This is a genomic window from Kitasatospora sp. NPDC032121 (assembly GCF_055580145.1).
In genome coordinates this window covers 1-13,670 of the sequence record NZ_JBVILX010000041.1, presented here as the reverse complement: position 1 = coordinate 13,670, position 13,670 = coordinate 1, and the positions used below count along the sequence as shown (strand labels likewise).

The following is a 13,670-nucleotide window of genomic DNA, read 5'->3' as shown; positions in this document are numbered from 1 at the left end:
CCGAACCCGACGCCCTCCATCGCCCCGTAGAACCCGTCCAGCTCCACCGCCTCGGCACCCGCCGGCGGCCACTCCACCAGACCCGCACCCTCAGCGACCGACGCACCCTCCGCCAGCACACCCGAGACATGACGGGTCCAGAGGCCGTCCTCACCGGCGCCCTCGACCCGCGAGTGGACCGTCACCGAGCGACGACCCTCGCCGTCGGGCGCACCGACCCAGACCTGGACCTGCACACCGCCGGACTCCGGAAGCACCAGCGGCGCCTCCAGCGTCAGCTCCTCCACCAGCGAGCAACCCACCTGGTCGCCCGCGCGGACGGCGAGCTCCACGTACGCCGTGCCAGGAACGATCACCGAACCAAGCACCGCGTGATCGGCCAGCCACGGGTGCGACTCCACCGACAGGCGGCCCGTGAACAGGAAGCCCTCCGCGTCGGCCAGCGACACGCCGGCCCCCAGCAGCGGGTGGTCGGCCGCGCCCAGGCCCAGCGAGGCGACCTCGCCCAGCCAGCCCGAGGCCACCGTCGGCCAGTAGCGCTCACGCTGGAACGCGTACGTCGGCAGCTCGACCCGGTGGTTGCCGGAGCCGAAGTAGGAGGTCAGGTCGAGCTCGGCGCCGTTGACGTGCGCCACGGCGAGGGCGGTGACGACGGTCTGCGTCTCCGCGCGGTCGCGGCGCAGGGCGGAGGCGAACTCGCCGCCGCCGACGCACTCCTGGGCCATCGCGGTGAGGACACCGTCCGGGCCCAGCTCCAGGTACGTGGTCACGCCCTCGGCTTCGAGGGCGCTCATGCCGTCGGCGAAGCGAACCGCCTGGCGGACGTGGCGCACCCAGTACTCGGGCGAGCACAGCTCCTCCGCCGTGGCCAGGGCACCGGTCACGTTGGAGACCACGGCGATCTGCGGCGCCGAATAGGTCAGACCCTCCGCCACCCGGCGGAAGTCCGCCAACATGCCGTCCATCAGCGGCGAGTGGAACGCGTGCGAGACGCTCAGCCGCTTGGTCTTCTCGAACTGCCCGGCGATCGCCAGCACTTCGGCCTCGTCCCCGGAAATCACCACCGAGGACGGCCCGTTGATCGCAGCGATGCTCACCTGGGCGGTCAGCAGCGACAGGATCTCGGCCTCGGTGGCCTTGACCGCGACCATCGCACCGCCCTCGGGCAGCGCCTGCATCAGCCGGCCACGCGCGGCGACCAGCGCAACGGCGTCATCGAGCGAGAGGACGCCCGCGACGTGCGCGGCCGCCAGCTCGCCCACCGAGTGCCCGACCAGGACGTCCGGCCGCACACCCCAGCTCTCGAAGAGGCGGAACAGCGCCACCTCGACGGCGAACAGCGCCGGCTGGGTGAACTCCGTACGGGCGAGAACGTCAGCGTCATCACCGAACACGGCCTCCCGCAGCGGGAGTTCGACCCGCGCACAGACGGCGTCGAAGGCGTCCGCGAACACCGGGTACGCCTCGTACAGCTCCCGGCCCATGCCAGGCCGCTGGCTGCCCTGCCCCGTGAACAGGAACGCCAGCTTGCCGCCCGAGGCGACGCCCCGGACGAGTCCGGTCCGGTCGGCGCGCTCGGCGAGTGCGCCCAGGCCGTCGAGCAGGGCCGTCCGGCTGTCGCCGAGCAGGACGGCGCGGTGCTCGTGGTGGGTACGGGTGGCCGCGAGCGAGTACCCGAGGTCGGTGGCCGGGACGTCCGGCCGGGTCTCCAGGTGGGCGCGGAGGCGTCCGGCCTGGGCGGCGAGGGCGTCCGGGGTGCGGCCCGACAGGGCCCAGAGCACCGGCGCGTCGCCGTGCTTCGCCGGCGCGGCCTGCGGGTCGGTGTCCACCGGCTCGTCGGCGGCCTGTTCGAGGATGACGTGGGCGTTGGTGCCGCTCATGCCGAAGGAGGAGACGCCGGCCCGGCGCGGGTGGGCCGTCTCGGGCCAGCTCCGCGTCTCCGTCAGCAGCTCGACGGCGCCGGCCGACCAGTCCACGTGGGGGGTGGGCTCGTCGACGTGCAGGGTGCGCGGCAGCACACCGTGCCGCATCGCCATCACCATCTTGATGACGCCGCCGACACCCGAAGCCGACTGGGTGTGGCCGATGTTGGACTTGAGGGAGCCGAGCCACAGCGGTTCGCCGCTGCGCTCCTGCCCGTAGGTGGCGAGCAGGGCCTGGGCCTCGATCGGGTCACCCAGTCGGGTGCCGGTGCCGTGCGCCTCGACGGCGTCGACCTGGGCGGCCGTCAGGCCGGCGCCGGCCAGCGCGGCACGGATGACCCGCTGCTGGGCGGGGCCGTTGGGGGCGGTGAGGCCGTTGCTGGCACCGTCCTGGTTGATCGCGCTGCCGCGCACGACCGCCAGCACCTGGTGGCCGTTGCGGCGGGCGTCGGAGAGGCGCTCCAGCAGAAGCATGCCCGCGCCCTCGCCCCAGCCGGTGCCGTCGGCCGAGGCCGCGAAGGCCTTGCAGCGGCCGTCGGCGGCCAGGCCGCGCTGCTTGCTGAACTCGACGAAGGTGCCGGGGGTGGCCATCACGACGACGCCGCCGGCCAGCGCCATGGTGCACTCGCCGTTGCGCAGCGCCTGGGCGGCCAGGTGGAGCGCGACCAGCGAGGAGGAGCAGGCGGTGTCGACGGTGACCGCCGGGCCCTCAAGGCCGAAGGTGTACGCCAGGCGGCCGGAGACCACGCTGGCGGCGGTGCCGGTGGCGAGGTGTCCCTCGCTGGACTCCTGGCCGGCCAGCAGGGCGGCGTAGTCCTGGCTGTTGGTGCCGGCGAAGACGCCGGTGGCCGTGCCGCGCACCGAGCCGGGGGTGATGCCGGCACGCTCGAAGACCTCCCAGGAGGTCTCCAGCAGCAGGCGCTGCTGCGGGTCCATGGCGAGCGCCTCGCGCGGCGAGATGCCGAAGAACGCCGGGTCGAACTCGCTCGCACCGTGCAGGAAGCCGCCGCAGCGCGCGTAGGAGGTCTCCTGCTCTCCGCCGAGGGCGCTGCTCACGGCGCCGAGGTCCCAGCCGCGGTCGGTCGGGAAGTCCCCGACGGCGTCGGCGCCGTCGAGCACGAGCTGCCACAGGTCCTCGGGCGAGGTGACGCCGCCGGGGTAGCGGCAGGCCATGCCGATGATGGCGATGGGCTCGTCGTCGGCCGCCTGCGGCACGGCGGGGGCCTGTGCCCCGGTGTCGGTGCCGAGCAGTTCGGCGCCGAGGTGGGCGCCGAGGGCGGCGGCGGTCGGGTGGTCGAAGACCAGGGTGGCCGGCAGGGTCAGTCCGGTGGCCGTGTTGAGGCGGTTGCGCAGTTCGACGGCGGTCAGCGAGTCGAAGCCGAGGTCCTTGAACGCCCGGCCGGGGTCGATGGCCTCCGCGCCGCTGTGTCCGAGGACGGCGGCGACGGCGTCGCGCACCAGCTCCTCCAGGACGCGCCCGCGGTCCAGCGGGGAGAGGCCCGCGACCCGTGCGGCCCAGGGGGAGGCGGCGTCGGCCGGGCCCTCCTGCGGGGCGGCCGTGGTGGCCAGGGCGCGGACCTCGGGGAGGTCGGCGATCAGCGGGCGGTTGCGGCCGGCGGCGAAGACCGGGGCGAAGCGCGCCCAGTCGACGTCGGCGACGGTCAGCGCGGTCTCGTCGTGGTCGAGCGCCTGCGCCAGGGCGGCGATCGCCAGTTCGGGGGCCATCACGGGCAGGCCGCGGCGGCGCAGCTGCTCCTCCGCGTCGTCCTCGGCGGCCATGCCGCCGTCGGCCCAGGGGCCCCAGGCGACGGCGGTGGCAGCCAGGCCGCGGCCGCGGCGCTGCTCGGCCAGGGCGTCCAGGTAGGCGTTGGCGGCAGCGTAGGCGGACTGCCCACCACTGCCCCAGACACCCGCGATGGAGGAGAAGAGGACGAAGGCGTCCAGCTCGGTGTCCCCGAGCAGCTCGTCCAGGTGCGCGGCGCCGCCCGCCTTGGCGGCGAGGACGTCGGCGAACTCCTCCGGCCGCGCGTCCGGGAGCAGCGCGAGGTGGTTGACGCCGGCGGTGTGGACGACGGCGGTGAACTCGTGCTCGGCGAGCAGCGCCTCGACGGCCGTACGGTCGGCGACGTCACACGCGGCGACGGTCACCTCGACACCCGACGCGACGAGCTCCTCACGCAGTTCGACCGCACCCGGGGCGTCCAGGCCCCGACGGCTGGTCAGCACCAGATGCCCGGCACCGTTGTCCGCCAGCCAGCGCGCCACCCGCGCACCCAGCGCACCCGTACCGCCCGTGACCAGCACCGTGCCACGCGGCGACCACGAAGCGGCCGCCTCACCCGAACGACCGGCCCGCACCAGACGACGCACGAACACGCCCGAGGCGCGCACCGCGACCTGGTCCTCACCGCCCACACCCGCCAACACAGCGGCCAACCGGCCCCGCGCCCGAGCATCCAACACCTCGGGCAGGTCGACCAGACCACCCCAACGCTCCGGCGCCTCCAGCGCCACCACCCGGCCCAGACCCCAGACCTGCGCCTGCACCGCACTGCTCACCCGATCGGCACGACCGACCGACACCGCACCCCGCGACGCCAACCACAACGGCGCCCCCACACCCGCGTCACCCAACGCCTGCACCAGCGCGAGGCTGTCGGCCAGGCCGGCGGTCAGCATGGGGTGCTCGGGGTGTGATCCGGTCCCGAGGGCCAGCAGCGACAGGACACCGGTCAGTGCGGCCGGGTCCTCGACGGCAGCGCGCAGCCGCTCGGCCAGCGCGGCCCGGTCGAGCGCGCCGGACGGTACGGGCAGCCTCAGGACGTGGGCGCCGTATCTCTCCAGGGTCTCCGCGACGGCGGTGGTCCAGCCGTCCTCGCCGCCGCCCTCCGGGTGGACGAGCAGCCAGGTAGCGGAGAGTTCGGCGGTCGGCAGGTCGGTGAGCGGGTTCCACGCGGCGCGGTAGCGCCAGCCGTCCACGGTGGAGCGGGCGCGGCGCTGCCGGTGCCAGTGCGACAGGACGGGCAGGGCGGGCGCGAGCGCGTCGGCGGAGGCGTCCAGCTCCGCCTGGTCCAGGTCCAGGGCGGTGGCGAGCGAGCGCAGGTCCTGCCGCTCGACGGCCTCCCAGAACCTGGCGTCGACCTGCTCGGCGTCGTTGTCGCGGGCTGCCGCGTCGGCGGTCGGGACGGCGGTGCGGCCGGTCTCCAGCCAGAACCACTCGTGCTGGAAGGCGTAGGTCGGCAGGTCGACCCGCCGGGTGTCCGGTCCGGTGAGCAGGGCCTGCCAGTCGACGGGGACGCCGTGCGCGTAGGCGGTGGCGAGCGCGGTCAGCGCGGTCCTGACCTCCGGCCGACCGGCCCGCAGCGCGGGGACGCGGACGCCGTGCTCGCCCAGCGCGGACAGCACGCCGTCGGGGCCAAGCTCGACGAAGACGCTGACGCCCTGGGCCTCCAGTGCCCGCATGCCGTCGGCGAAGCGGACGGCCTGGCGGACGTGGCGCACCCAGTACTCGGGCGAGCACAGCTCCTCGGCGGTGGCGAGAGCGCCGGTCACGTTGGAGACGACCGGGATGCGCGGGGCGCTGTACGTCAGACCCTCCGCCACCCGGCGGAAGTCCGCCAGCATGCCGTCCATCAGCGGCGAGTGGAAGGCGTGCGAGACGTTGAGACGCTTGGCCTTCTCGAACTGCCCCGCAATCGCCAGCACTTCGGCCTCGTCGCCCGAAATCACCACGGACGTCGGCCCGTTGATCGCGGCGATGCTGACGTTGCCGGTGAGCAGCGGCAGCACCTCGGCCTCGGCGGCCTTGACCGCGACCATCGCGCCGCCCTCCGGCAGCGCCTGCATCAACCGGCCACGAGCGGCGACCAGCGCCACCGCGTCGTCCAGCGACAGCACCCCGGCGACGTGCGCGGCGACCAGCTCGCCGATCGAGTGGCCCACCAGGAAGTCAGGGCGGACACCCCAGCTCTCGAAGAGCCGGACCAGCGCGGTCTCCACCGCGAACAGCGCCACCTGGGTGAACTCGGTACGGGCCAGGACCGCGGCGTCCTCCCCGAACACCGCCTCCTTCAGCGGCAGTTCGACCCGCGAACACACCGCGTCGAAGGCCTCGGCGAACACCGGGAAGGCGTCGTACAGCTCGCGCCCCATGCCGAGCCGCTGGCTGCCCTGCCCGGTGAACAGGAAGGCCATCCGGGCCTCGTCCGCCGTGCCGCGCGCCGCGGCCGGCTCGTCCGCGCCCTCGGCGAAGGCCGCCAGCGCGCGCTCGGCCGCCTCCGGCCCGTCGACCAGCAGCACCGCGCGGTGCTCCAGGGAGGCCCGGGAGGCGGCCAACGAGGCGGCCACGGAGGCCGGGTGGGCGTCGGGGTGGGCGCCGACCCAGTCGCGCAGGCGCCCGGCCTGGGCGCACAGCGCCTTCTCGGTGCGGGCGGACAGGACCCACGGGACGGGCGTGCCGGCGGGGAGCGCGCCGGGGCCCGCGACGGGGGCCGGCTCGTCGCCGTCGGCGGCCGGCGCGGCCTGCTCGATGATGGCGTGCGCGTTGGTGCCGCTGACGCCGAAGGCGGAGACGCCGGCCCGGCGCGGGTGGCCGGTCTCCGGCCAGTCCCTGGCCTCGGTGAGCAGTTCGACGGAGCCCGCGGCCCAGTCGACCTTCGGCGAGGGTTCGTCCACGTGCAGGGTCTGCGGGAGCACCCCGGCGCGGATCGCCATGACCATCTTCATGACGCCGGCGACACCGGCGGCGGCCTGGGTGTGGCCGAGGTTGGACTTCAGCGAGCCCAGCCACAGCGGCTGCCCCTCCGGCCGGTCCTGGCCGTAGGTGGCGAGCAGCGCCTGGGCCTCGATCGGGTCGCCGAGCACCGTGCCGGTGCCGTGCGCCTCGACGGCGTCGACCTGGTCACCGGAGAGGCGGGCATTGGCGAGGGCCTGGCGGATGACGCGCTGCTGGGCGGGGCCGTTGGGCGCGGTCAGACCGTTGCTGGCACCGTCCTGGTTGACGGCGGTGCCGCGGACGACGGCCAGCACCGGGTGCCCGAGACGGCGGGCGTCGGAGAGGCGCTCCAGCAGGATCATGCCGACGCCCTCGGACCAGCCGGTGCCGTCCGCCGCCGCGGCGAAGGACTTGCAGCGGCCGTCGGCGGACAGGCCCCGCTGGCGGCTGAACTCGATGAAGGTGTCCGGGGTGGCCATCACCGTGACGCCGCCGGCCAGGGCGAGCGTGCACTCGCCGCCCCGCAGCGCCTGGACCGCCAGGTGCAGGGCGACCAGGGAGGAGGAGCAGGCGGTGTCCACGGTGACCGCCGGGCCCTCAAGACCGAAGGAGTAGGCCAGCCGGCCGGAGACCACGCTGCCCGCGTTGCCGGTCAGCAGGTGGCCCTCCAGCCCCTCCGGCACGGCGCGCAGCGAGGACGCGTAGCCCGAGGAGGCCGCGCCGACGAACACGCCGGCCTGGCTGCCCTTCAGCCCGGCCGGGTCGATGCCGGCCCGCTCGAAGGCCTCCCAGGAGGTCTCCAGCAGCAGCCGCTGCTGCGGGTCCATGGCGAGCGCCTCGCGCGGCGAGATGCCGAAGAAGTCCGCGTCGAAGCGCCCCGCGTCGGCGAGGAAGCCGCCCTCGCGGGAGTAGGTCGTCCCGTAGTTCGCCGGGTCCGGGTGGTACACGCCCTCGGTGTCCCAGCCGCGGTCCTCGGGGAAGACGGAGATCGCGTCGCCGCCGTCGGCGACCAGCTGCCACAGCTCCTCGGGGGTGCGCACCCCGCCGGGGAAGCGGCAGCTCATCGCGACGATCGCGATCGGCTCCCGGGACGCGGCCTGGAGTTGCCGGTTCTGCTGCCGGAGTCGCTCGGTCTCCTTCAGCGACGCACGAAGCGCCTCAAGCATCTTGTCGTTGGACGAGGCCATCATGTGCTCCACACTTCTCGCAAAAATCGTCAGGAATCGGAATCGGTGTTCTCGAACGCCATCTGGATCAGGCTGTCGGCGTCCATCTCGTCGATGGATGCCGCGCTCTCCTCTCCGTCCGAGCCGTCCGATTCCTGGACGTCGTCGTGCAAACCGGCGATATCCAGCAGGATGTCCAGCACTCCGGCCTCCCGGAGTCGGGACAACGGGACCGTGGCCAGCGCCTGGCGGATCCGCGCCTCCCCGCCTTCGGGGCCGGCCGCGTCACCGCCCGCCGGGAACAGTTCCGCGGTGAGGTGGTCCGCGAGCGCCCTCGGTGTGGGGTGGTCGAAGACCAGGGTGGCCGGCAGTCGCCGACCGGTGGCCGCGGTGAGCTGGTTGCGCAGCTCGACCGCGGTGAGGGAGTCGAACCCGAGGTCCTTGAACGAGCGGTCGGCCCTGACCTCGGCCGCCGAGGCGTGCCCGAGGGCCTCCGCCACGGTGCCGCGGACCAGGTCGAGCAGCGCCTGCCGCCGCTCCCCGTCGGTCGACCCGGCCAGCCGGGCCCGCAGTTCGGCCGCCGCGTCGGTGCCCTCGGACGCCCCGCCGTCGGCCTCGCCGACCGCGAGGGCCAGTCGGACCTCCGGCAGGTCGCCGATCAGCGGGCTGCGGCGCAGCGCCGTGTAGCCGGGGGCGAAGCGCTCCCAGTCGACGTCGGCCACGGTGACCGAGGGCTCGCCGCCGATCGCGCCGGCCAGCGCCTCGGTCGCCAACTCCTGGGCCATGCCGTTCAGTCCGCGGCGGCGCAGCTGCTCCTCCGCGTCGGCCTCGGTGGCCATCCCGGAGCCCGCCCAGGGGCCCCAGGCGATCGCCGTGGCGGCGAGGCCGCGCGAGCGGCGTTGCTCGGCCAGGGCGTCCAGGTAGGCGTTGGCGGCCGAGTAGCCGGCCTGCCCGCCGCTGCCCCAGACGCCGGCGATGGAGGAGAAGAGAACGAAGGCGTCCAGTTCGGTGTCGCCCAGCAGTTCGTCCAGGTGCGCCGCACCGGACACCTTGGCGGCCACCACCGCGGCGAAGTCCGCCGGCGCCGTCTCGGCGAGCGGCGCGGACGCGGTGGCGCCGGCGGCGTGGACGACGGCGGTGAAGGCGTGCTCGGCGAGCAGCGCCTCGACGGCCGTACGGTCGCTCACGTCGCAGGCGGCGACGGTGGCCCGGGCGCCGAGAGCGGTCAGCTCGTCGCGCAGTTCCACCGCGCCCGGGGCGTCCAGGCCACGGCGGCTGGTGAGCACCACGTGCTCGGCGCCGTTGGCGACCAGCCAGCGGGCGACGTGCGCGCCCAGCGCGCCCGTGCCGCCGGTGACCAGAACAGTGCCACGCGGTGCCCAGCCCCGGCCCTCGGCCCGGTCGGCCCGGACGAGTCGGCGCACGAACACGCCGTTCGCGCGCACGGCGAGCTGGTCCTCGTCGTCGAGGCCGGCCAGCACCGACAGCAGTCGGCCCTGCGCCCGCTCGTCCAGCACCTCCGGCAGGTCGACCAGACCGCCCCAACGCTCCGGGTGCTCCAGCGCGACGACCCGGCCCAGACCCCAGACCTGCGCCTGCGCCGCGTCACGCAGCACATCCGCACGACCCGTCGACACGGCGCCGCCGGTCGCCAGCCACAGCGGCGCACCGACACCGGCGTCACCGAGGGCCTGCACCAGCGTCAGCGCGACACCCGCGTCCGACACCACACCCAGCACCCCCGCCACCGGGGCACCGACAGCCGCAGCCACCGCAGCCGCCAGCTCCGCGCGCGACAGCCCGGCCGAACCCACCAGCCGCACCGACACACCACGACCCGACAACGCCCCCGCACACGCCACCACCGGCGCAGCCGAAACGTCCTCCGCCACCACCAGCCACTCACCGGACGGAACAGTCGCGGTGGCCTCCGGCAGGGGCTTCCACTCGACCCGGTAGCGCCAGCCGTCGACGGTGGACTCCGCCGTCCGGCGCCGACGCCACTCGGACAGCACCGGCAGCACCGTGCCGAGCGAGGAACGCAGGTCGTCGTCCCCGGAGTCCAGGGCGTCGGCCAGGGAGTGCACGTCCTCCTGCTCGACGGCGTCCCAGAACCAGCCGTCGGCCTGCTGGATCGCACCGCCCGTACCGGCCGGCCCGGCCTCCGGCGCCGAAGAGCTCTGCAGCCAGTAGCTCTGCCGGTCGAACGCGTACGTCGGCAGCTCCACCCGCCGAGCACCGGTGTCCCGGCCCCGGACGGCCGTCCAGTCGACGGCGGCACCCCGCACATGCGCCAGGGCCGCCGCACCGACCACCGTCCGGGCCTCGGCGCGCCCGGCGCGCAGCGCCGGGGTGAACACGCCCTGCCCGACGCACTCCTGGCCCATGGCCGAGAGCACGCCGTCGGGGCCCAGCTCCAGGTACGTGGTGACGCCCTGGGCCTCCAGGGTGCGCATGCCGTCGGCGAAGCGGACCGCCTGGCGCACGTGGCGCACCCAGTACTCGGGCGAGCACAGCTCCTCGGCACTCGCCGGGGCACCCGTCACGTTCGACACGACCGGGATGCGCGGCGCCGCGTAGGACAGGCCCTCCGCCACGCGACGGAAGTCGTCCAGCATGCCGTCCATCAGCGGCGAGTGGAACGCGTGCGAGACGCTCAGCCGCTTGGTCTTCTCGAACTTCCCGGCGATCGCGAGGACTTCATCCTCGCCACCCGAAACCACCACGGACATCGGTCCGTTGACCGCCGCGATGCTCACGTTCTCGGTGAGCAGCGGCAGGACCTCGGCCTCGGCGGCCTTGACCGCCACCATCGCACCGCCCTCCGGCAGCGCCTGCATCAGCCGGCCACGCGCCGCAACCAGCGCCACCGCGTCGTCCAGCGACAGCACCCCGGCGACGTGCGCGGCCGCCAGCTCGCCGATCGAGTGGCCGACCAGGAAGTCAGGGCGGACACCCCAGCTCTCCAGCAGGCGGAACAGCGCGGTCTCCACCGCGAACAGCGCCAGCTGGGTGAACTCCGTACGGGCGAGAACGTCCGCGTCCTCACCGAACACCGCCTCCTTCAGCGGCAGTTCCACCCGCGAGCACACCGCGTCGAAGGCCTCGGCGAACACCGGGTAGGCCTCGTACAGCTCCCGGCCCGTGCCAGGCCGCTGGCTGCCCTGCCCGGTGAACAGGAAGGCCAGCTTCCCGCCCTCGGACATGCCCTCCACCACGCGGGCGGAGCTCCGCCCGGCGGCCAGGGCGGTCAGACCGTCCGCGAACTCCGTACGGTCCCAGCCGATCACGACGGCCCGGTGCTCGAAGGTGCTGCGTCCGGCCGTCAGGGAGTGGGCGACGTCGGAGGCCCGCAGGTCGTCGTGCTCCTCCCAGTGGGCCAGCAGTCGCTGCGCCTGGTCGGCCAGGGCCTGCTCGCTGCGCGCCGACAGCACCCACGGCAGGACGGCGTCCGCCGCCTGCACGGGCTCCACCGGCTCGGCCGGGGTGGGGCCGGGCACGCCGGCCTGCTCGATGATCGTGTGGGCGTTGGTCCCGCTGATGCCGAAGGAGGAGACGGCCGCTCGACGCGGGCGCCCGGTCTCCGGCCACGGCCGGGCCTCGGTCAGCAGTTCCACCGCGCCCGCCGACCAGTCGACCTTCGGCGAACGTTCGGTCACGTGCAGGGTCTTGGGCAGCACGCCTGCCCGGAGGGCCATCACCGTCTTGATGACACCCGCCACGCCGGCCGCCGCCTGGGCGTGGCCGATGTTGGACTTCAGTGAGCCCAGCCAGAGCGGGCGGTCGCCGCTGCGCTCCCGGCCGTACGTCGCCAGCAGGGCCTGGGCCTCGATCGGGTCGCCCAGCGCGGTCCCGGTGCCGTGCGCCTCGACCGCGTCGATCTCGGCGGCCGACAGCCCGGCGTTGGCCAGGGCCTGACGGATCACCCGCTGCTGAGCCGGGCCGTTGGGGGCGGTGAGCCCGTTGCTGGCACCGTCCTGGTTGATCGCGCTGCCGCGCACCACCGCGAGCACCGGGTGCCCGTTGCGCTCGGCGTCCGACAGCCGCTCCAGCAGCAGCACGCCCGCGCCCTCCGCCCAGCCGGTGCCGTCGGCGTCCGCCGAGAAGGCCTTGCAGCGGCCGTCCGAGGCGAGACCGCCCTGGCGGCCCATCTCCAGGAACATGCTCGGGCCGGCCATCACCGTCACGCCGCCCGCGAGGGCCATCGTGCACTCACCGCTGCGCAGCGCCTGGGCGGCCCAGTGCAGCGCGACCAGCGAGGACGAGCAGGCCGTGTCGACGGTGACCGCCGGGCCTTCAAGACCGAAGGTGTAGGCGAGTCGGCCGGAGGCCACCGAGGTGGCGTTGCCGGTCAGCAGGTGGCCCTGGAGGCCCGCCTGGTCGACGCCCTGCCCGGTCGCGTAGCCGTGCGAGGAGGCGCCGACGAAGACGCCCGTCGGGCTGCCCTTCATCGAGGCCGGGTCGATGCCCGCGCGCTCGAAGGCCTCCCAGGAGGTCTCCAGCAGCAGCCGCTGCTGCGGGTCCATGGCCAGCGCCTCACGCGGCGAGATCCCGAAGAACGCGGCGTCGAAGCGGTCCGCGTCGTACAGGAACCCGCCCTCGCGGGCCTGCTGGGTGCCGCTCTCGACGGCGGCCAGGGCGCTCAGGTCCCAGCCGCGGTCGGTCGGCAGCGCGCCGACCGCGTCGGTGCCGGAGAGCACCAGCTGCCACAGCTCCTCGGGGGTGCGGACACCGCCCGGGAAGCGGCAGGCCATGGCGACGATCGCGATCGGGTCCTCGTCCGCGCCCGCCGTCCGGACGGCCACCGCGACGGGCTTCGCCGCCGGCCGGGCGCCGAGGAGCTCGCCCAGCAGGTGGTCCGCGAGCGCGACGGGGTTCGGGTGGTCGAAGACCAGGGTGGCGGGCAACCGCAGGCCGGTGGCCGTGTTGAGGCGGTTGCGCAGCTCGACCGAGGTCAGCGAGTCGAAGCCGAGGTCCTTGAACGCGCGGTCGGCGACGACGGCCTCCGCCGTGCCGTGTCCGAGGACGGCCGCCGCCTGCGTCCGGACCAGGTCCAGCAGCAGGGCGTGCCGCTCGGCGCCGTCCAGGCCGTCCAGACGCGCCGCGAGCGACGAGCCCGCGGCGGCCGCGCCGCCGGCCACGGCCCGCCGGACCGTGGCCCGGACCAGGCCGCGCAGGTAGGCGGGAGGCGGAGTCGTCCTCGCCTGGGCCCGCAGCGCGGGCAGGTCGAGGCGGACCGGCAGGACGGCCGGTTCGACACCGGCGCGGGCCGCATCGAAGAGCGCCAGGCCCTCCTCCGCACCCAGCGGCGGCACCCCGCCCCTGCTCATCCGGCGCACCTCGGCCTCGTCAAGCCGGCCGAGCATGCCGCCCTCGTGGGCCCAGGGGCCCCAGGCCATCGAGGTCGCGGGCAGGCCCAGCGCCGCGCGGTGCTGCGCCAGCGCGTCCAGGAAGACGTTCGCCGCCGCGTAGTTGCCCTGACCGCCCGTGCCGAACAGCGCGGAGACGGAGGAGAAGAGGACGAAGTCGGTGAGGTCCTGGCCGAGGGTCAGCTCGTGCAGGTGCCAGGCCGCGTCCACCTTCGGACGCAGTACCGCGTCCAGCCGCTCCGGGGTCAGCGAGGACACCAGACCGTCATCGAGCACACCGGCGGTGTGGACCACCGCCGACAGCGTCCGGCCCTCCAGCAGCGCCGCGACGGCGTCGCGGTCGCTCACGTCACAGGCCACGACCTCCACCTCGGCGCCCAACACGGCCAGCTCGTCCCGCAGTCCGACCGCACCCGGCGCATCCAGGCCACGACGGCTGGTCAGCACCAGACTCCGCACCCCGTGCACCATGACCAGGTGCCGGGCCACCAACGACCCC

General features: G+C 74.8%; 2 protein-coding genes. Both read right to left on the bottom strand.

The features are described 5' to 3' along the window. The coding region (locus tag ACZ5OX_RS38860; protein ID WP_465636903.1) for a type I polyketide synthase at positions 1 to 7,823 on the bottom strand (7,823 nt) is incomplete at its 3' end. 29 nt (positions 7,824 to 7,852) lie between these two features. Then, positions 7,853 to 13,670: type I polyketide synthase (locus ACZ5OX_RS38855; protein WP_465636901.1), on the bottom strand; the 5,818-nt coding region annotated here is incomplete at its 5' end.